The sequence below is a fragment of the Shewanella sp. MR-4 genome (assembly GCF_000014685.1).
Taxonomy (GTDB): Bacteria; Pseudomonadota; Gammaproteobacteria; order Enterobacterales; family Shewanellaceae; genus Shewanella.
The window spans coordinates 3,831,607-3,852,221 of sequence record NC_008321.1 but is presented as its reverse complement, the minus strand read 5'-3'; the positions used below and the strand labels follow the sequence as shown (position 1 = coordinate 3,852,221).

The 20,615-nt window shown below is 40.4% G+C and carries 14 protein-coding genes, 1 tRNA gene and 1 pseudogene; 10 read left to right on the top strand and 6 right to left on the bottom strand.

The window, feature by feature from the left end:
- Positions 1-51 precede the first annotated feature (51 nt).
- Together SHEWMR4_RS16870 and SHEWMR4_RS16865 are read left to right on the top strand one after the other, a co-directional pair.
- The gene (locus tag SHEWMR4_RS16870) at positions 52-1,641 is read left to right on the top strand and encodes a bacteriohemerythrin (RefSeq protein WP_011623962.1); all 1,590 of its coding nucleotides are present in this window, start codon (positions 52-54) and stop codon (positions 1,639-1,641) included.
- A gap of 306 nt (positions 1,642-1,947) precedes the next feature.
- Positions 1,948-2,034 (top strand) — tRNA-Leu (locus SHEWMR4_RS16865).
- Positions 2,035-2,165: 131 nt separating this feature from the next.
- Here the strand turns inward: SHEWMR4_RS16865 and SHEWMR4_RS16860 are convergent.
- The 6 genes from SHEWMR4_RS16860 to SHEWMR4_RS16835 form a co-directional block, all read right to left on the bottom strand.
- On the bottom strand, positions 2,166-2,498 hold the full coding sequence (locus tag SHEWMR4_RS16860; RefSeq protein WP_011073636.1) for a YegP family protein: 333 nt from the start codon (positions 2,496-2,498) through the stop codon (positions 2,166-2,168).
- A gap of 129 nt (positions 2,499-2,627) precedes the next feature.
- Positions 2,628-3,032, bottom strand: coding sequence for a DUF2787 family protein (locus SHEWMR4_RS16855; RefSeq protein ID WP_011623961.1), 405 nt, complete (start codon positions 3,030-3,032; stop codon positions 2,628-2,630).
- 81 nt (positions 3,033-3,113) lie between these two features.
- Complete coding sequence (locus SHEWMR4_RS16850) at positions 3,114-3,602, bottom strand: hypothetical protein (protein WP_011623960.1); 489 nt, start codon at positions 3,600-3,602, stop codon at positions 3,114-3,116.
- 22 nt (positions 3,603-3,624) lie between these two features.
- Positions 3,625-5,667 (bottom strand): AAA family ATPase, encoded by a 2,043-nt coding sequence (locus SHEWMR4_RS16845; RefSeq protein WP_011623959.1) that lies wholly within the window; start codon positions 5,665-5,667, stop codon positions 3,625-3,627.
- Complete coding sequence (locus tag SHEWMR4_RS16840; protein WP_011623958.1) at positions 5,661-6,593, bottom strand: tyrosine-type recombinase/integrase; 933 nt, start codon at positions 6,591-6,593, stop codon at positions 5,661-5,663. Before SHEWMR4_RS16840 ends, SHEWMR4_RS16845 begins: the two co-directional genes overlap by 7 nt.
- Positions 6,594-6,745: 152 nt before the next feature.
- Positions 6,746-7,450 (bottom strand): hypothetical protein, encoded by a 705-nt coding sequence (locus SHEWMR4_RS16835; RefSeq protein ID WP_011623957.1) that lies wholly within the window; start codon positions 7,448-7,450, stop codon positions 6,746-6,748.
- Between the two features lie 432 nt (positions 7,451-7,882).
- Here SHEWMR4_RS16835 and SHEWMR4_RS16830 point away from each other — a divergent pair, with 432 nt between their 5' ends.
- From SHEWMR4_RS16830 to SHEWMR4_RS16790, 8 genes and pseudogenes are all read left to right on the top strand, one after another.
- Positions 7,883-9,931 (top strand): DUF3987 domain-containing protein, encoded by a 2,049-nt coding sequence (locus SHEWMR4_RS16830; RefSeq protein ID WP_041408872.1) that lies wholly within the window; start codon positions 7,883-7,885, stop codon positions 9,929-9,931.
- A gap of 212 nt (positions 9,932-10,143) precedes the next feature.
- Entirely contained in the window at positions 10,144-11,349 is a 1,206-nt protein-coding gene (locus SHEWMR4_RS16825) for a hypothetical protein (protein WP_041408870.1), read from the top strand.
- 99 nt (positions 11,350-11,448) lie between these two features.
- On the top strand, positions 11,449-11,763 hold the full coding sequence (locus SHEWMR4_RS16820; RefSeq protein ID WP_041408869.1) for a hypothetical protein: 315 nt from the start codon (positions 11,449-11,451) through the stop codon (positions 11,761-11,763).
- 3 nt (positions 11,764-11,766) lie between these two features.
- Positions 11,767-12,078 (top strand): hypothetical protein, encoded by a 312-nt coding sequence (locus SHEWMR4_RS16815; RefSeq protein WP_011623953.1) that lies wholly within the window; start codon positions 11,767-11,769, stop codon positions 12,076-12,078.
- Positions 12,079-12,095: 17 nt separating this feature from the next.
- Positions 12,096-12,572: a hypothetical protein gene (locus SHEWMR4_RS16810; RefSeq protein WP_011623952.1), complete on the top strand. Its 477-nt coding sequence runs from the start codon at positions 12,096-12,098 to the stop codon at positions 12,570-12,572.
- A 443-nt stretch (positions 12,573-13,015) separates the two neighbouring features.
- A pseudogene (locus SHEWMR4_RS16800) lies at positions 13,016-13,429 on the top strand (LexA family protein).
- A 7-nt stretch (positions 13,430-13,436) separates the two neighbouring features.
- On the top strand, positions 13,437-14,693 hold the full coding sequence (locus SHEWMR4_RS16795; protein WP_011623951.1) for a Y-family DNA polymerase: 1,257 nt from the start codon (positions 13,437-13,439) through the stop codon (positions 14,691-14,693).
- A 440-nt stretch (positions 14,694-15,133) separates the two neighbouring features.
- Positions 15,134-20,197, top strand: a complete 5,064-nt coding sequence (locus SHEWMR4_RS16790; RefSeq protein WP_011623950.1) for a sacsin N-terminal ATP-binding-like domain-containing protein — start codon at positions 15,134-15,136, stop codon at positions 20,195-20,197.
- Positions 20,198-20,615 lie beyond the last annotated feature (418 nt).

The window sequence follows — 20,615 nt, the reverse complement described above, 5'->3', positions numbered from 1 at the left end:
ACGAGTTAGTTCTCGCAAGCAAGTGAAATAGCATTTTTGAAGGAGACAAAAATGGCTGACATCAGTGTCAACAAAGGCAGCATGGGATATGGCATTATCTTTGCGCCCATGATCCTATTCTTATATCCACTCTACTGTTTAGTGACGAGCGCGTACTGGGTGGCAACATTCAGTTTAATTGCTCTTGCCGTAATTCTCTTTTTGAATCTTAACAAACTCATCCGTAATTTAAGACACTTAGAGCGTGCGGCTCATCACTTAGGTGAGGGGGATTTAAGTTATCAGCTCGATGAAAAAGATGCGGGTGTGTTTATTTCGGTGGTCCATAGCATCAACCGCATGGGGGAGGATGTCAGCCGCACTATTCTCTCCCTCGTCGATACGAGTGAGTGGATGAAGAAAGTCGCGACCGATATTAAAACGATCAGCGAACAGGCAAAACAGGGCGTGCTCGAGCAGGAACGTCAAACCGAGTTGGCCGCAACGGCAATGACGCAGATGGTCTCCACCGTACAAGAAGTGTCACACAATGCTGCTACTACGGCTCAAGCGGCCGATATTGCCCAAGGCTCGGCGAAACACGGTGATGAGTTAATTGGTACTATCGTAAATAAAATCAGCGATATGAAATCGCAAATTCATCAAACTAAAGGCGTTATCGAGCACCTCGCCGCCGATACCAATAGCATTAGTAGTATTATCGAAACCATCTCCCAAGTGGCTGAACAAACAAACCTATTGGCACTCAATGCGGCGATTGAGAGTGCGCGCGCCGGTGAACATGGCCGTGGCTTTGCGGTCGTCGCCGATGAAGTGCGTAACTTAGCTAAACGTACCTCAGAGGCCACCGCCGAAATTCAGCAGCAGATTACAACGCTGCAAAAGGGCGCGCAGCAGAGTGTGGAAGTGATGCTCAAGAATGTCACCATCGCCGACGAAACTGCCCTGATGGTTGATCAAGCTCATCAAGCTCTGGGGGATATAGTGACTCAGGTTGAGAGCATTACCGATATGTCTCACCAAATCGCAACGGCCTCGGAAGAACAGCATGCGGTTGCTGAGGAGATTAACAAAAATATCAGCGTAATGGCCGATCTCGCCCTAAAAAATGCACGCCATACCAACCACACTAACTTATCCAGTCTTAAGGTGTATAACATGTCGCAGGAAATTGGCTCCCTGCTGCATCGATTCCAAGTTGATGCCAAGATGTTTAACTCTAACGAAGCCCAGAGCAAGTTATTCGTAAAATGGGGGCCAGAGCTTGATATCGGCATGCCAGAGATTAACCGTCAGCACCAACGCTTAGTCTCATTAATCAATGAATTACACCGGACCTTAAGTGAGGCATATGGGCTTGAGGCGATTAAGCGTATCGTCCAAGGGCTGGTGGATTACACCGCGAACCATTTCTCCTATGAAGAAGAACTGTTTGCACGTTTTGGCTATCCTCAAACCGTGGCCCACAAAGAAAAACATGCTCAACTCGTTGATCAAGTACTTGACTTTCAAAAGCGGGTAGGTAGAGGTGAAGATGTAGCCGATGAACTCATGGCATTTTTAAAAGCCTGGCTAGTCAATCATATTCAAAAGAGCGATAAAGAATACACCCAATTTTTACTCGCCCATGGCGCCGAATAACCGGCCTTGGTTTATCAGAGTTGGATTTTTGAGCGGTTAAAACTAATTTGCTACCCTGCCTTTGAAAAGGGCTTGCCATTGTCAAAGGCAAAGGTATAATTCCCAGCACTTAGAGCCAGCTGCTTGTTTTTGTTAGCTCTAAATATTGATGCCAGAGTGGTGAAATCGGTAGACACAGCGGATTCAAAAGTCACTGCGTTACGATATTAAACTTCACTAAGCTGTTGTTATTAAGAGTTAATTTGAAATAATTAACACGCAAAAGCCTTGCAAAGATTTGCAAAGTTTTTGAAGCTCCAAAGTTGTGCCAGAGTGGTGAAATCGGTAGACACAGTGGATTCAAAATCCACCGCCCTTAAAAGCGTGACGGTTCGAGTCCGTCCTCTGGTACCATACATACCGCCGACATTAAGTCGGTTTTTTTGTATCTAAAATCCAGCATTGTTAGATACTTACCGCTTTAAGTCCTGCTTTTTGTTGATACACACATGCCCTTCAAGATCCACCACTCTGCACATACCGAACTAGGTTAGATCTTTAATCGTCGTGGTTTTCCCATTCTCCATTACCGACTTGATCCCGTTGTCCCTTGCTGCGGTACTCGAATACATTTGGCTGGTGCCAATGATCTGATGGTTCGCGGCTTTTAGGTTGAAGTACGGCTTATCGTTTTTCGCCACTTCTTTGGCATATCGGGCTTCGATAGGGGAGTTGGTTTGAACGGATTCGATACCATTCATGGCACCACTCTTACCCGTGTAGAGTTCGCTGGTGAGGATGACTTCTCCGTTACCAGCCTTAAGCACAAACTTAAATTGATCGTTACTGCTTTTGCTTAATTCATACCATCCTGACATGAGGTTGCTCCTTCTTCTTTAAGGCATTGCATAGCGCAAGCGAGGAAACCATTTCCTGCTCGAGCCTCAGTCTAGTCGACTTTATCTGGTTTGATATGTGCCGATGCCACATTTTGAGTGTTTTGAGGGTTAGTCTGTCGAAATACTGACATTAAAAACGTCCATTTCCTGCCAGTAACACAAGAAGTTTTGCTCCCAAATGGGGTAAAGCTCTGCCGCCGCTTCAATGACTAACAAGCCACTAATGGATTGAAACACGCCGCAGCTAAAGTCAAAGTCCAACTCTTTCACTAATTCCCATTGTCCCGCGTAGCCGACATAGCAAAAGTCGGTGATGTAGCATAACTGCCATTGGTCAGCACCTTTCTCTAGCCTGATTTCCACAGGATGAAAGCCACCTATTTGTGGACTGTAATCGGGGTCGCGAAAGTTAATGGTGACAGCGTTGCTATCAATATTTTTCACGAGTTCTGCCAGAGCTTTGGCAAAGACAGGAGACACGGGTAATGGTAGGTCGGTATTAATGGTTTTCATTATGTAACCCTCAAAAGTGGCAAAACAAAGGGGGCATCATGTCCCCCTGTTGTTGGTATGAAATGTGGGTGATGTGAGTTGTCACTTACTTGGTTTGGTGGTCTGTTTCTCGGTGTTAGCTGACGTCTTATCGGTTTTAGCCTTCTTGCCTATCTTGGGTGCGGGGGCGAGTAACTGCTCGTCTAACTCGCCTTTCTCCACGGCATCAATCAGCACCTTAATTACCGCTGGCAAGTTGGCCTTTTCACCCACATCAATAGCAGGGCAACCTTTTTCCAGTTCGATGGGTTTGTTACTAATTCGCACTTCAAAGTAGTAGTGCTCGTTGCTGTCATAGAACCAAGGTCGGACGATGTAACGGCGGCGAATTTTCTTACGCTCACCAGTCTCTGGGTCTTTAACCGAGCGCTCTTTGTAGGCTTCAAATTCACGGCCTTCAATCATGCATTCGGCTAGAGACAATTGCTGGTCTAGCTTGTCGAGTAACTTCATCCGTTTGCCGAGCACAGGTGGCTTAGGGGCAATTTCAGGGCGAGCGATTACCTTGAGAGAACTCAATACTGTGGTCATGGTGTGTTTCCTTTAGTGGGTGTTAGCGGATAAATCCGATACGAGGTTGCCCTTGTTTGCGGCTGTTCTCGGTGGTGAGGAGCGCAAGGGCGGTTGCGCGGTGGTCGCGCTTGGGTTCAAAACGTTGGCGTCTTGTTAAGATGGCAAAGTCGCCGGGCGTTAATTGGTTTAGGGTGTTTAGGGTTGAGACTTCTTCATGAGTTAGGCGCTTAATGCCAAGGACTTGCCTATACATTGCTTGCCGTTGGTCACTCGTTAAATAGTCACACACCAACTTGAAATCAAATCGGCGCATGACCGCACTATCAATACTGGAAAGCGCATTGGTTGCAGCGAACACGGGTAGAGTGTTGCATTCAAGCTGTGATAGCAGTTCGTTAACGAGCTGCACTTCATGCAGCGCTTGAGCGCTATCGCGTTTGCTGAGCAAGCTATCGACTTCATCGATGAGCATCAGCTTTTGCTGTCTGTGTGCTTCTCTGAAGAGCCTAGCGATGTTCTGCTCGCTGTCCCCGACATACTTACTGAGTACATCAGAGCATTTGATGTGCATCAGCTCAAACCCGTGGGTTTCAGCTAAGTGATGTACCCATGCAGTCTTGCCCGTACCAGGGGGACCACTCAGCATCACCCTAATTGGCATGGCCTGCTTAACGGCATGGTTAATCGAGGCCAGTGTTTCATCGGTAGTCATACTTGTCACATCATCACTGCCCTTGAAGTTGACCATGTTGCTATCGAACGCCAGCTCCCCTTGATACTTTGGCGGCGGCGCTTCTTCACCACAGGCTTCTAGGGCGGCATCAATCACTTCATCGATAAGGACTTCCGCCTTTGCACCTTTGAGTTTGAGTGTCATCGCCACATGGGCAGCATTACCAACCATGGCGGGGGTGACATTGGGCTTTTCTGCCAGTAGCAGGTGATAGTCCTGTGATACCTTAAGCGGTGTCAGTAAGTGCTCATTAATGGCATAGGCAAAGGGTTCATCGGGTACAGGGACTTCCATCACCAACTTAAAACGGCGAATAAAGCTAGGTTCTAACAAGCCAACATGGTTGGTAATCCAAATGGCAGGGACAGGGTTTTGCTCTAGCGCTTGCATCAATTGTTCTTTGGAATACTGTTCATCGACTTGCACAAATAATGCTTCACACTCATCGACCAATAACAAGCTGTCATTGCTGTGAGCCAGTAGACCTTGTAACAAGTTCAGGTGAGCAAGGCGTATGCTGGTTGCCTTTGCAATGTTGTCATTTCGGTATTGGCTCTCGATTAACTGCTGACTTTGGACTTCCAGTAGATTGCGCTTAATCGTCTTTGCCAATGTCCGAGCCAGCTCAGTTTTACCTGTACCCGCTTTACCATAGAGCAGGATATTGACGCCTACCGAGGGCTTTTGAGTAATGGCCGCAAGGTAGTTAGCCAGTAAGTCAGTGTTCACATGCCCAAATTGCGACAGACTAAATTGTGCCTCGGGGCTTTTGCTGAGCATGGGGGCTAAGAAGTCGACCGCGCTGGTTAACTTCTGCGACACTAAAATGGATACCAGTACGCTTGGGAACAGCAATCGATAAGGTGCACCCAAGGTCGCTTCTGCAATCAGTTGGTAACGCTCGAACACCGCCAACTGCGACAGAATGACCTCTAAATCAAGGGTTGTCTTAGCCAGTAGCATGCGTTCAAGTACATCAAAGTCATCATCAATCAGGAACTCGGTTAACTCCCTGAGTCCGGCATTGGCATTGATGACAATCAAGAACTCAACTACAGGTTGCATCTGCGGCATTAAGCCAAACAACTGACCAAGAAACTGCGCGTTATGCTTAACCGTTGCCGTGTTGAGCGGTGCCCGGTCTTTGCTTGGTAGCTTGAGTGATGCATCCTCTAGGCTCAGGCGAAGAAACGGCTCAATCTGCTCGCCTGTGATTGCGCCCAGTATTGAGGATGGCACCGCTTTATCGACGGTTATGACGGCAAAAATCAATGCTTCACTAAACTGCGATGCGAGGTAGTGGCAATGATTGGCGCGCCATTTACGGGGTGATTTTGCACGCTTTAGCATCTTGTTTTCCCGCCCCGTTCGTTCGGTGCTGACACATAGTTCAGGGTGGCAGCGGCTTCACGCATAAACGCATCACCGCGTTTGTCGTAAATAGTGGTGGTGCTGATATCCGCATGACCTGCCATTTGGCGCACGGTGTTGATATCAACGTTTTGCTCCAGTAGCCGAGTAATAAAGGTGCGGCGTAAGTCATGGGGTGATGCACCCATTACGCCGATATCCCCTAGCTTGTCTTTGACTAACCGATAGAGCGCATCCTGACTCACGGGGCGGTAATGGACGATAATGCCAGTCGTGCGACAGTGGCAAATGAGTGGCCCCAATTGCATCTTGCGCACGTTGAGCCAAGCGATGACATGCTGCTCAACCCAATTGGGTAAGAACAGAATACGGCTCTTATTACCTTTACCCGCAACCACCTTAATCGTTGATGTTGCACTGTCATAATCAGCGAGCATCAGTGCCGCAAGCTCACTACGGCGCAACCCCGTTCCGAGGAACAGTGCAAAGATAGCTAACGTGCGAAGTCCATACGTGTCTTGGCGCTTGGAAAGCAAGGCGAGTAGCTTAGTGACTTGCTCTGCACTCAGGGGATTGCCCTGATGGGCACCGTGTTTCATGTTAGCGATGCTATTGATATGCGCGACTTGCTGCATATCGGCTTCACCCATCAAGGCCGCGACTTTGACAATACTCTTAATTGCAGTCATCGCACGGTTAATCGAGCGCGCCGACCACTGCTCGTGTATCAGCAATGCGCGTATCTGCATCGCTTGTTGATAGTTAATGCTGCTGAGTTGCTTGCCTATTGTCGCGTCAGGCCAGTCCATCAGCTGTGCAATGCTGCGCATCTGCGAAGCAATCGAGCGCTGACTATTGGGCGCAAGACGGCTCAAATAGAGCGCATAAGCAGTCGCTGTAGTCATAGATAACTCCAGTAAGAATAGATTGATATGTTGCTAGGGGATTGAAAAAGAAGGGAATAGTGATACCACACTGTAAGAGTATGGTATCACAAGTGCGGTTATTTTTCAGCCGCTATATTTGACACGGTAAGGAGATATTTAAATTGCTGCCACTACTTTTTATTTGCAGCGATATAGGACAAGCTCACTTCAGCGATGCTTAATTTATGCTTAGCAACTGTTTTTTCTTTTTTGGGTTTACCCCAGCGGGTATGAATTTTTGCAGAGTAGACTCCTAAATTTAGTTCTACAAAAACGTATTCATCTGAATTGTTGTGATTTTTTTTCATTCCCTTTTCATTTTCAGGAGGATATTTTACTTCGGTGATCGTGACCAAGCCCAAGTTATGGAGTTTTCTTAGATATTCCAATAAATTTTTATCGTTTTCTAATAAAATGTTATATTTTTTTAGTATGTCCGCAAGAGATTTAGTCGGTGCTGGATATTTATGAACTTTACTTTTTGATGGAGACTTTGCATATATGTATTTTAGTATGGGTGTAGTTTGTTGTAGGCTTTCAGGGTTGGGGAGATAGAATAGTTCGAGTTCAGTGGCATTTTTTTCTTGAAAATATCTCTCGAATAAGAACAGAGCTAATTTCATTTCGTCAAGGCTGAGCTCTCTTGCGGAAATGATATTTAATACATGGTTAGCATAATTATCTTCCCCTGAATTTTTAGAAAATTTTGAAAAATCGGCATTCAAGCACGTTGGCATGTGTATTTTTAGCAGAGTTCGATCAATCATCTTTTTTGATAAAATAAGTGGATTACCTTGTTTTCCCTTAAATTCAACCTTAGATTTTGAGTTTTCCATATCTCTTCACTCCTTGATTTTTTCTAATTGCCTGATTTTTTTATTTAAATTTTGTTGTTTATGATGTTTTGTGCTTTATCTTCTTGAACTATTTTTTTTCCCATCAATTCTTTGCCTAGTATGTCTATCATTCCCACTAGCTATTCTGCGGGTTCCCACCTTATTTGCTAAGACAGTTTAATAAAATTTTTCCATAAATATTTAAATCACAAAAAAACTAAAATTTATTATTTAATAACTCGTTGATTATGTTTGCATATTTAGCACATTTTTAAAAGTTCTCCCACCTTATGTTCAGCTATCAAACTCTATTCCATGTGGGATAACTATTTTGAAAAGAATGGAATACTCATTCAAATCAATTGGTTATGATTTTCATCGTCGACTTTGTACTTTGAAATAAAACTGAGATTACAACTAGAGGAAATCCAGATGGTTACTAACAATATGAAAACACTGTCAGTAGTAAAAGCATGTCCACAGAACAAAAGAACGATCGTTCATGAGGTTATGATGCTCTTAATGGGAGAAAGTCAAAGCTTCAACCAAGTCAGACTTGTTGATGCTAATGGGGCCAAGATTGCCTTTAAAGAGATAAAACAGGCTAAAGTAGTCTTCATACGTCCCTGCAATACTGATCAATTCTTTGTAAAAGCAATCTGGTCTAAAGGTGATGTTGATTTGGGACTAGAAGAATTTGCATACAAGATGAAACGGGCAACTTACTGCTACAAAAGAAATGGTAGTTTAGTTGCGGTTTTCTGTTGCGAAGGTTCGAAAGATGACCGCAACCAATTAAAGTCTATAAAGGATTCATTACCCAGTTGCGAGTTAATAGTGTCCTCAAAAATACGTCTAAGACGTTCAGGTATCGCTCTATCGAGCGATGCGAAGGTGTTGACTATTTTTGAGGTGGCAAATCAAGTTGAGTATGAAGGTTGGTTGGAACCAAAATCTTTTGAGAACGTTAGTTTTTATGCAAAGGAAATAAATGAAAAAACAATCCCTTCAGTATTGCTCAAAATGGCAAAGTCTATTGGGGTAGCAGGTAACAACAATCTAGATTATTTAGTAAGTACAAATATAGGGCTTATCAGTACTATTCTTACACAAGATTTTAGGGTCAGCTTAAATAAAAACGCTCCAACTGCGTATGCCCCCAATATTTGGTCTATGAATGTTGGTCATCCTGCAACAGGTAAAACTCCAGCGATGCAAATGTCATTTGAGAGTGCAGCTAGCTGTATGTATCGACGTGATGAAAATCAAGAGCGCAAAGAAGAAATGGTGGCAAAAGCGATAGAACGTCGATTGAAAAATCATTTGAACAAAACGCTGAGCGATGATGAGGTTGATATGTACCTTCCAATTGATGTGATCGAAAAGGAATGTGAACAAAAGCTCTTGAGTATAGTTCCAAAGTCTACAAAGAATCGTGGTGTTTACATGACGACAGATACCACGTTACCTGCGTTGTATCAGGTTATGACGCTTGGATGTCCGATTGCTTATATGGGAGATGAAGGAGGCGCATTCTTGAAAGGCTTAGAAGGTAAAAACTCAGTTTCATCAGCAATGCGTGCTGTATTTCTTAACAGTGAGTCAGGCACTGGACATCTTAACGTCAGTCGTGCAACAAAAAACGATAAATTAATTAAAAATGCAGTTGTGTCAGTGACTCTGGGTATTCAGCCTGATGTATTAGCTCCATTCATCAACAATGCGCATGCAGGTATTGGTAACGATGGGTTACTGAATCGGTTTCAATTCATGGTGTTGCCTGTAACCGCATTTATGGGATCACCGCTGTCTTCGTATTGCAAATGTAAAAATACTTCAGGCGGTTTTTCAAGGTTGAAACCCATTACATCTAAGAAATTCTTTGATGCGCTAGCTATGTGGGATCCTAAACGTGAAGCTAATTACAAAGGCGATCATTTGGTTGTGTATTTCTCTAGTAAAGCTGAAGAAGAATATTACAAGTGGTTGGTGTACTTGAAGTCGGAGCGTAGCAAGTATAGCCCGAAACATTTGATGCACAGTCAGATTGGCAAATACGAAGTATTGGCCTGTAAGTTAGGTCTCATCTATCAAGTTGCATTAAATTATGACCCAAATAAACAGAGTTTTTTACCTGTTAATGAAATCTCGGTTAAAGCATTTGAATTTGCTAAAAACAGCATCGATTACTTGATGTCTCATGCGAAGACGATTTTTGGTGGTCATGGAGAAGGGCTTGCTCTGCAAGAACAGGCGAAATCTCTACTAGATAGGCTCAAGAAAAAAGCAATAAACAATAAATTTATGACCATCTCAGAAATGGCGCAATGTAATTGGAAGAACTTCTCAGGTCGTGGAGGTGAAGCTAAAGAGGCTATTTCTGATGCTTTATATTATCTAGAGAAATATGGTGTTGTGAAGCCTATCGATAAAAACGGTAAACGGGTATGGCATCTAAATCCTACGGCGATTTGGTGGTAGTAGAGAGTGTGAGCGAGGGAACTGGATCCCTCTCCACAAATTAGCGTGATTAGTGTTCAATTACGATACATCATGTGTACTAAATGCTCTAGTGCTAGATATCTGTAAATGCACACTAACAACACTAGTTAAGTTGTAACTATCTATAATACAACAGTATTCTTTATATATTGATGTGTATAGAGTATAGACTTAATGATAGAGATATTACTATGCCTAGATTCAACAGCTCGACAGTGCCTAGTGTGATTAGTGTTTATTCTAGCAGTACTTTCACAGCAGGTGTAAAAATTTATACGCAAGCAACTAACCAATTATGTGAACCTGATTACTTATCTGATAATCCTTCCAAAGAAGTTAAAAAACAGCTTAGAGCTTGGTTTAAAGATAAGCCGAGTAATAAGCGACTGAATCATTTTCAGCTATTAAAACTGGAACGTTATCTAAGCGCAATTTTGATGAATCCGCTTAAATACGGCGCGATTCCCTTTGTTGATATGTTGTACTTAACTATAGATGCGCCTGAAGCAGTAGTTTCTACGCTATCTAGGGCTGTTAAATCCATACCTATAGAGCATTTTAAGCTATATAAAACGGGCAGTACAAAAGTTCTGAAGAACTACAAAGATGCGTATCAGCGCTTTGCTATGTTCGAGAATCATCAATCTTCGCTCATTACTATCTATTGGGGCTTACATCCAAAGGTAAGAGAAGTTCGCCCGACACAGCGTTTAGTTAAGATCTCATTAAATCCAGCAAGGCACAGTCCTGCCGAGATTACCGCCTTTTTTGCATGGTTTAAGTCGTTATTAGGTGATGATTCACAGCAAATTATGGAAGTGGCTAATGTTACGCGTCTTGATATAGCTATGGATCTGATAGGCGTACCCTTGCCGTACCTGCTAATTGATCGCCCAAATATCACGATAAGAGACTTTTGTCCGAATAAGAAAGACAAGGCACAGCGTGTAGGTACGCAGAAGTTTGGCTGTCCAAAATCTACATGCTTCCATGCTTATGACAAGGTAAGAAAATATCTAGATGTAGGGCCCTTTTTTGTCGATTTGCTAGTTTATGATACAGCTAAAAAGCGTTACTTACCTATCAGCCGTACTGAGCGTGTATTTAGGCCAGCGGATACCGTGCCAATTTCTCTTGGACAGCTTCAAAATTCGCCTTATTTTCTTAAAGGCACCGTTTTTTACCACCCGATGATATTGATGTTTTTAAATGAAAAACAACTCAATAAGGTGATTAAATATGGTTTTAGCTTTTGGTATCACATGAACAGCGAAAAACGCGGGACATTGAGGCAGTTTCTACGTAAACACTGGATGTTAGAAGTGAATGATGAGCAGTTACAATCGGCACAAACAGCGGCACTAATCCGCCTTAAAAGGCTTATTTTAGATGCGTAAAAGTGATCTTTAGACATTTTTCAATGCTTGCCACATTACTAAGAACACACTAATGTGGCAGTATCTTTATCAGTATTTTTGCTATGGAATTATACGTTTATGGACGAACCAAATATTGGGACAATAAGACATAATTTGGGTGTGGAAGAGCATATTCCATTTTTTGGTTATTTGATTTATCGCATTGATACTGATGAGTTTTTATCCAGCTTTGATATTTCTTCTGAACGGATACTCAAGGGATGGCATAGCTATCCTGATCAAGCAAAGCCATTTAAAAAAGTCCTTGAGGCCAATAGGGTATGCCAGCAACTTGAGTTAGACCCTAATATCTGTGAGATCGTGGTTGGATTCGATTTGGGTAAACAAATTGCAGTGGCTGCATTGGATAGAGATATCGTAGAAGAGAAGTGAAGTATGTATTTTTTAATCACTATGCACTCAGTTCCAAAGTTCTATGATCTGACATGCCAGCAGATATTACCTGATTTGACTTACATCGATTCATTAACCAAATCTTTCATTGTGAATGGCGAAGTTCGTACTTCTGTAATCTCAACAACCAGTTTTATGAGTGGTGATGGGGATTGGATGGTGGCTTGCCCCAGAAAAGCAATTGAGCAGTTGCGTGAACTTAATATTCATCCTTTTAAGACTAAACATGAAGCTCGGGAATTTGCCAAACTCAACCAGTTAGAGTCTTTCCGATATCTTAAAGCTTTAATCTAACTTTCGAGCAACGGTATATGCTTACACAAATTGAAGAATGGATTGACCAAACGAATTTTGAGTATCGCCAACACCGAATCTGCTGTGATTGTTTTCATGATGAATTCAATGGATTTTATCCGTTGTCTTTTCTCCAAGAAGCATTCTATGTCGTTGTGGATGCTATTCCGAAGCCTGATTTTCCTGAGTTACGAGCGATAGGATTAGGTGACTTTATTGATATGCCTGTTGATGGTATCACATACAAAAATACATACTTTATTTTACCTCATGTCGCACAAAATCTTCGTTTACATTTCCACGAGTTGGTTCATGTTGCCCAATGGTCAAATTTAGGGGCAGAGGCATTTATGGCGCGCTATATTGCTGAAATTCAGACTTATGGGTACGACGATGCTCCATTGGAGAGGATGGCGTACAGTGCTGATGAGCATTTTGTTAATGGATTTGATAAATTCAGCGTCCCTGAATATGTGTCTAAAATTTTGACGTGAATTTTTACTCCAAAGAAAGCTTGGTATATTTGTAACTTCTATACTGATAAAATTAATAACGATGCACAAGCCCTACTTGCGCTAAGGCAAATCTATACTATCGTCATATTGATAAAAGGTCTTTTGATTCTGCGCTAAGGATGGCTAACCTATGGTTTTCAGACCTATACGTGTTCTCGTCTCGACAGTTGCATTAACCATTTTCGGTTATGCAGCCATGTTTTTATACTCCGTAACTCAGCCTCTATGTATTGATGACTTGTCGGAGGTCTCCGATGCTGCGTTGAACAGAGCTAAGCAGGGCGATACTTCACCAATGCACATCAGTGTTGCATTCGATAAAGAAAAGAACCAATGGTGCTATGTCGAGGTCGTTCAATAGATCTTGCTAGCTGCTATTCTGCGATTATAATTACTGTATATATTAACAGTGGTTCATTGCTGTGTGTGTTATCCCTATTCCTGCTCGTGCTGGCATTACAGGTTTTGAGTCACCTGCGGCTGAATACACTCAGCTAGGTCTAAGCTTGGATGAGCTATTGGTAGACCACCCAAGCTCAACTTTTATGGCTTATGCCCTAGGGGACTAGATGCAAGATGTCGGTATCTTTGATGGTAATATTCTCATTGTTGACCGCCACGAGACGGTGCGAAATGGCGATGTCATTGTAGCCAATTTAAATAGGGAGTTTGTCTGTAAAATCATTGATATCCCCCGCCGTTTACTGCTTTCCTCTAATCAGCAACACCTGCCTGTCATTATTCATGAATACGACGAGTTTAGTATTGAAGGCGTAATCACTCGTTCTATTCGTTGCCACCGTAAAAGTCCTGTATTGAGTAAAAAAATTGGGTAAAAAGTAGATGTTTGCGCTAGTCGATGCCAACAGCTTTTACTGTAGTGCGGAACAAGTATTCCGGCCTGATTGGCGTGGTAAGCCTGTTGTTGTGCTAAGTAATAATGATGGGATGATTGTTGCCGCCAATAGGCAGGCTAAAGAGGCGGGTATTCAGAAGTTTGTGCCTTACTTTCAAGTCAAAGCACAATGTGCTGAGCGTGGTGTGATTGCGTGTTCATCTAATTATGAACTGTATGCTGACTTGTCTAGCAAGATGATGGATATCATTGGCCGCTTTGCGCCTGAGCAGCATGTCTATAGCATCGATGAAACGTTCCTCTCGTTTAAGAACTGCTATCCAGCAATAAAATGCCTCCACACCCAAGGTCAATTAATAAGACGCGCTGTATGGAAAGAAGCTCGCTTGCCAGTTTGTGTGGGAATTGCGGAAACCCTGACGTTGGCAAAACTGGCTAACCATGCAGCTAAGAAGATTGAGGGTTATAAAGGGGTTTGTGTTATTGACAATGACCAAGACCGAACCGCTATTCTAAAGCAGCTAGCAGTAGGTGATGTTTGGGGAATTGGGCGCAGGATTAGTGCAAAGCTTGAACTGATGAATATCCGTACTGCATTTGACCTAGCGAACATGCCAGCAGGGCTAGCCCGTAAACAGTTCAGCATTGAAGTCGAGCGGACAGTACGAGAGCTTAACGGCCAAGCATGCAAGGTGTGGGATGAAGCGAGAGCTGATAAGAAGCAGATATTCTCGACAAGAAGCATGGGTGAGCGTATCACTGATTTTGAATCGTTACTCCAAGCACTGAGCAAGCATGTGGGAATTGCGGCTGCTAAAGCACGTAAGCAAGGCTCTGTTTGCAAGACGATGCTGCTATTTGCGAGTAACTCACCCCATGATGAGCGCCCTGTTAGCTATAAAACTGTGGTGCACTTCCCTTGTCCGACGAACTGTACGATAGAGCTGACTAAAGCAGTATGTGAAGCCGCACCCAAGCTGTTTCGTGAAGGAGTACGCTATTACAAGATAGGCGTAGGTTTGATTGATTTAGCGAGCGAGAAACACAGCCAATTAGACTTGTTCAATCCACCGACCACAAAGCCGACGCTAATGCTTACACTCGATCACATTAACCAACGCTACGGTAGTGATACTCTGTTTGTTGCAGCTCAAGGCATAGAGCAAAAATGGGCAATGCGGAGGGAATTACTGACGCCACAATATACGACTAAGTGGCGAAGTGTGCCGTGTATTAAGTGCTAACGAGGATATGCCCCATTGTGATTCAGCATGTGATTTAGGCTAAATCTTATATACAAAGATTGACCAAATTTTAGTAATGCAACAAATTTACTAAATAAGCAGTAGAAGCAAGCTTGTACACAGCCACTCCCAGCCAATTTCAAGTGAGGACCAAACATTCTCAATGTTGGCTGGATAGGGAGAAGACGTCAAATCGACCATCATCATGCGCATCTCCTACGTAATCTGTCATTTACAAAACAAGCCGCAGCAACGGACACGGGAAACCGCACCTTTGCGTTATAATCGTTAGATTAAGAATCTAGGTGCGTAAAAATTGACTGAATCATAACGTAGATGTAGTTTTAAAAATGTTCATAGGCTGAAAAGTATGCGATGAGCTAGAGACATTATTAATAATTGATAAATGTCGTTACTGAGCCACTAAAAGAGAGTTACGAATGAAGATGAAAGAAGTAATTGATGGTTTATTTCATGATAATAGTAATTATGCAACACCAGATCAAGCGACAAACCAAGCAAGCTCTTTAGTATCTTTATCAACGGATTTATATACAGATTCAAAACGCTTTATCTATGAGCTTTTACAGAATGCAGATGATTCAGCAGAGCCTGGACATTCGGTAAAAGTTTGGATTAAGGTATTCGGAAATTCTCTGGTTGTAGCTCATTCTGGTCGAGAGTTTAGTCCTCGTGATGTGAGAGGTATTTGTAACGTTAATTATGGAACTAAAAAAGAAGATTCAAGCAAAACGGGTTATAAAGGTATAGGGTTTAAATCTGTTTTTGGACAATCTGATAAAGTTACGATTTTTACAGCTAATGAATATTTTAGATTTGATGCATCCTATCCATTTAATTGGATATGGGATGGTACAAAAGAAGAGTGGGAAGCAAAAAGTGATAGGGAGTTTGTTAATCCTTGGCAGATAATTCCCATATACACCGATGTAAGAGAAGGGATTTTAAAACCTATAGAACTTTATCTAAAAACAATAAATGCCAATGTAGCAACAATTATTGAATTAAATGATAAAGGCGATGTTCTTTTGGCTCTTAAAGAATTGTCAGAAGATGTCAATATGTACCTTTTTTTGAAAAGTATTTCATCAATTAATTTTGATATAGATAATAGAAAGCATATTGAAATAGATCGTTCTGAAAGTAATCGTATAGTTTTAAAAGATGGCCAAAGTGAACAAAAAAAATGGTTGACTAGCTCTATAACACTGAATGTACCTAGTGATCTAAAAGTCGCTCTTCAAGATGAAAGGAATATACCTGACAAACTATTAAATGCCGAGACTATTGAGTTAACACTTGCTGCAAAAACAGGCGCTGATGGAATAATAAAGCTGTCTCAGAATGAAAGACGAATATATTCTTATTTACCTACAGAAGAAACTAAATACTCACTACCTGTTTTAGTAAATACTAGTTTTCTTACCAACGCAAACCGAGAGAACCTTCATGCAGACTCAAAGTGGAACCAATGGCTGTTTAAGTGTATTTCGGTTGAAGTATTCAAATGGATTGCACGCTTAGTTGAGACAGAATATCAGTATCAAGCGTACAAGTTAATTCCAGATAGAATACACAATGATGAATTGGGAACACAATTCAATATAGGTAGGCAAGAAGCTATCGAAACTGTTGCTTTTGTGCGAGAAAAGCCGGAATCATTAGTTAAAATTAAAGACTCAATAATCGATTTTACTTTTTTATCTAGAAAGTCATTTATTGGTGAGAAAGCGATAAAATCATTCATTGATGGTTCTGAATCAACAGGTAAAGAAAGTACTAAAGTCTTTGTCGAAAACACTGGATTTGGTAAGGAGTTTAAAGCATTAGGAGCAAGTACTTTTGAATGGAGTTTTTTACATGGACTTGTTAAATCAAAAGACTTTATTGATGAACATTCAATAGAAAATAACATAGAGTTAATAAAGCACTTAAAATATCTTTCTGAAAAAGAAACTTTTGAAAGCCTTACTAAAGCACAACTTAGTGAATTAGCTTTTATTTGGGATCATAAAGGGGTTTTAAACGCACCATGCAACATTTATTTTCCAACAAGTAAAGATACAAACTGGAATGTAAAAGATAGTGAATTATCTTTTATTCACCCAAGGTTGCAAGATTGGTTATCAACTGAAATTGATATCAGGTCGTGGCTCGGGAATCTTGGGGTGGTTGAAAAAACAGATATCAGTTTTATTACGAAAACAATAATCCCTAATGCAGAAAGTTATATTACAGAAGAAAATGCAGTTAAAACCATGCATGACCTATTTTCCCTTTATAAAAAAGGTGACTTAGTTGCAGATGTGCTTTCAAGTTTATCCAACTTAAAACTAATGACTACTCAAGGATGCCTGCTAAAGGCAAGTGAATGCTTTTTATCGAAAATATACTTACCTCGTATAGAAATAGAAGGGGTACTTAATCAAGATATATTTGTTAGTGAGGTTTATTTAACTAAAAAAGCAGATACAGATGAATGGAAGAGATTTTTTAAATTTCTTGGTGTTCAAGATGGAATAACTTGTATTAAAATTGAAGATAAAACAAGCCGAACAGAACTGGTGGCGCAAGGCTATTTAAATGGTTATTTTGATAGGAGTGATAAAAAATTCAGGCCATGGCAAACAACGTTTACAGCCGATACTTATAGTAAAATATCTACTCTTAAGTATATAAACTACTCAATTAATAATTATCAATTCTCTCTACAGTTTTGGAGAGATATTGTTGAAAATTGTTCTACTACAGATTTAATTTCATTTCCAATAGCATTCTGGGGGAACTCTGGTAGGCCAGGTAGAACAAGTGGTGACAAAGTTGGTGACTATACCTCATGGTTTATTAAAAATCTCAAGTGCATTCCTGTTGTTACTAAAGAATGTGAATCATCAGATAAAGTGCTTCTTAATACAGAAGAAATGAAGAAAATTGCAGGTAATTACCTACCCGTATTTGATGGTCCTCAATTAACACCTAATTGGCTCTCATTCTTTGATTTTAAAACTTTTTTAGAGGTTTCTGACTATCTAAAACTGCTTAGCGAAATATCAAAAGACACAACTGAAAAAGGTGATGTTAAAAAGAAAAATATCGAAACAATACAGTTAGTCTATAAAGAGTTATTAACTCAATGTGTTAATTGGAATGAACAAGAGTTAAAACAAGTTGAAGAGTGGGCCAAAGACTCAAAATTGCAAAATACCAGAGGTATTCCTGTAAGTTGCAATTCTTTAAAATATTTCTTAGATGGAAATAGTAACGTATTCCATGATGAATTTGATTTTTTAGAATTGAATGCGCAAAACAAAAACAATCCTAATTTAAAATCATTTTTAAAGGCTTTCAATATTAAGATTTTGGAACAAAGTGATTTTGAGTTAATTAAAACAGCTCCTGAAAAATCTAACGGTCTCATAACAAAAATAAAAAATATAATCCCGTATTTTAAAGTTTGGGTAATTAATGAATGTAGCGATGATAAAACTAAAGAAAATATTACAAAATTAGATGATAAATTGTCGCAGTTAGATGCTATTGAAGCTGATGCGTTACAGATTAAATATAGTGATATCGACTTCGTTAGAAATGTTAATTTACATTTTGATAAGAATAAATTTTATGTAACAAAGCCGTGGAATTCGAATCGAGTATTAATAGACCTTTCAGATAAGTTATGCAATTACTTCGAGTTACTAGGTCACGATAAGAAACTAGATTTTCTCTTAAGGTCAGAAAATATAGAAATAAATGAGCATTTCAAAGAGTTGTATATTGAAATTCCTGACCATGAATTATTCACTAATGAGCATAGGTCGATATTAGATGAAACTATTCAGAAGTCTTTGGCTAGTATAACTATTCGCTCATTTGAGGATCTTGAAGACGAAGTAGAGAAAAAAGGTATTTCGCCTGATTTTTTTCACATCCCTTCATCAGATTATAAGCGGCTAAAGTATGTACAAGGCTTAATATCAAGGGCAGTAAAGAATATTACTCACTACTTAAATTCTTTGCCTGAGTATGATTGCTCAAATCACTATGAGATAGCCAAAAGTATTATCGGAGGTATTACTAAGAATGGCAAGGATGTCACAATAGTTGCTAGACCTTCAGATAATGATGAGGTTCTGCTTTATTATACCGCAGAGTTTGATGTGCTGGAGTATGTAGACGCAGAGTTATGGTGTGAAGATGGTGAAAATACGCCACAAAAGATCACTTTAGGACAATTTCTCAAGTTAACAGAAATAAACAAAATTCCAGTAACACGATTAGCTATTTCAAGCACTGAAGTAACCGAGTTATGTAACAAACCAAAATCTTTGAAGCACGAATTTAATGCAGTTCCGTTAGCCCCATTTCAGGTTGCTAAAATCATAGCTTCGTTCGCAAATACAGAAGGCGGTACTTTAGTATTTGGAATCAATGAGATTACTTCAAATCTGAATGAAATAGTTGGTTTAAGCTCTGATTACCGAATAGGTGAAATCATGACTGAAGCAATTTCATTTATATCACCGAAACCTGAGGTTACTTTTGATTGGGTTAATATAGACTCTAGACGTCTTTTTGTTATTAAGACGGAAAAAACTATTGATGAAGTATCCCTAGGCAATCAAATATACATAAGGGAAGGAAAAGAAAGTAAAATTAAATATAATATTACCTCCCAAGGACCTAGCATGGGAAAAACACTTTCAATTCCAGATTTTGAAAAAACCATAGCAATTATTATTGGTATCGAAAATTACGCCCCAAGAGATAATAACAAGGTCCCATCGGTAAAATATGCTGAGAATGATGCCCTATTATTTAAGAAAGCACTAATTGAGTCTTTAGACGTAGATGAAGAAAACATTCATTTGATTCTCAATGATGAAGCTTTACACAACAATTTGCTGTATGACTTACAAAGCTTGTTCCATGGCTTGTCCTCAAGAGATCGTCTTATTTTTTATTATGTGGGACATGGATTTCATAATGGGATAACTAATTACTTGTCTACTTACGACATGCATCCGATGCATGTAGATAAAACTGCGATATCACTAAGAGATGTTTTATTGGATCCTCTGGCAAAATCAAAATGTAATTCAGCAATGATTTTCATTGATGCCTGTGCACAGTCATTTTCGGATGAAAATAGTAGGAACATACTAGCGAATATCGACGGTGATGAGATAAAGCTCATATTGAGTGATAGTAACTATCTAGCATCATATTTTTCTTGCCAACCAGGGCAAAGCTCGTACTCATGTGACAACTTGAAGCAAGGGATTTGGACCTATCACTTATCTCAAGCCATGACATGTAAACAGCCTGAAGCAATTTTGTCAGAAAAATACGTAACAGATAGATCTTTGAGTGACTATTTGGCCAGATCAGTAACTTCCTATGTTAAAGATGAGCTTGGTTATGTTCAAAATCCAAAGTCGATCTTAGATGCTGATAGCGAGAATGTATTAGTTAAAATTTCATAAGATCAGACCTAACTATAAATTTTCACTTGAAAAATGGTCATAAACAAAAGGAATGTAGTGACGTTCAACTTCAGTGGTTCGATTTATTTATAACCCGATAAAATGTCTATGCCGAGATCTTGAATAAATAAAGTACTAGCTTTGCAGGGTTAAAACCTAACAAGCAGTTGTAAGCTACACATTTTATTACACCGTTTTTGGACTTTGTTTTGTGTATTTGTCGTAGGATCCACTTATTGAAAATAATGCCAATTAAAATGTGCACCTGAACAAGGCGTTAACCATAGAAAATTTAATCCGAGATTTTCGAATAAGGTTAAAAATTTAACATGTTTTTGTCCCAAAGTGAGCTTGTGAGTTAGTCTCTCACAGACAGATTCACGCATAAAGCCCAGAGGTCTCGTGTTCGTTGTGTGCT

Bases quoted from the DNA above. Each gene is read 5' to 3' on its own strand.
- SHEWMR4_RS16870 (WP_011623962.1), top strand. From the start codon at position 52: ATGGCTGACATCAGTGTCAACAAAGGCAGCATGGGATATGGCATTATC.
- SHEWMR4_RS16860 (WP_011073636.1), bottom strand. From the start codon at position 2,498: ATGTCAGGATGGTATGAATTAAGCAAAAGCAGTAACGATCAATTTAAG.
- SHEWMR4_RS16855 (WP_011623961.1), bottom strand. From the start codon at position 3,032: ATGAAAACCATTAATACCGACCTACCATTACCCGTGTCTCCTGTCTTT.
- SHEWMR4_RS16850 (WP_011623960.1), bottom strand. From the start codon at position 3,602: ATGACCACAGTATTGAGTTCTCTCAAGGTAATCGCTCGCCCTGAAATT.
- SHEWMR4_RS16845 (WP_011623959.1), bottom strand. From the start codon at position 5,667: ATGCTAAAGCGTGCAAAATCACCCCGTAAATGGCGCGCCAATCATTGC.
- SHEWMR4_RS16840 (WP_011623958.1), bottom strand. From the start codon at position 6,593: ATGACTACAGCGACTGCTTATGCGCTCTATTTGAGCCGTCTTGCGCCC.
- SHEWMR4_RS16835 (WP_011623957.1), bottom strand. From the start codon at position 7,450: ATGGAAAACTCAAAATCTAAGGTTGAATTTAAGGGAAAACAAGGTAAT.
- SHEWMR4_RS16830 (WP_041408872.1), top strand. From the start codon at position 7,883: ATGGTTACTAACAATATGAAAACACTGTCAGTAGTAAAAGCATGTCCA.
- SHEWMR4_RS16825 (WP_041408870.1), top strand. From the start codon at position 10,144: ATGCCTAGATTCAACAGCTCGACAGTGCCTAGTGTGATTAGTGTTTAT.
- SHEWMR4_RS16820 (WP_041408869.1), top strand. From the start codon at position 11,449: ATGGACGAACCAAATATTGGGACAATAAGACATAATTTGGGTGTGGAA.
- SHEWMR4_RS16815 (WP_011623953.1), top strand. From the start codon at position 11,767: ATGTATTTTTTAATCACTATGCACTCAGTTCCAAAGTTCTATGATCTG.
- SHEWMR4_RS16810 (WP_011623952.1), top strand. From the start codon at position 12,096: ATGCTTACACAAATTGAAGAATGGATTGACCAAACGAATTTTGAGTAT.
- SHEWMR4_RS16795 (WP_011623951.1), top strand. From the start codon at position 13,437: ATGTTTGCGCTAGTCGATGCCAACAGCTTTTACTGTAGTGCGGAACAA.
- SHEWMR4_RS16790 (WP_011623950.1), top strand. From the start codon at position 15,134: ATGAAGATGAAAGAAGTAATTGATGGTTTATTTCATGATAATAGTAAT.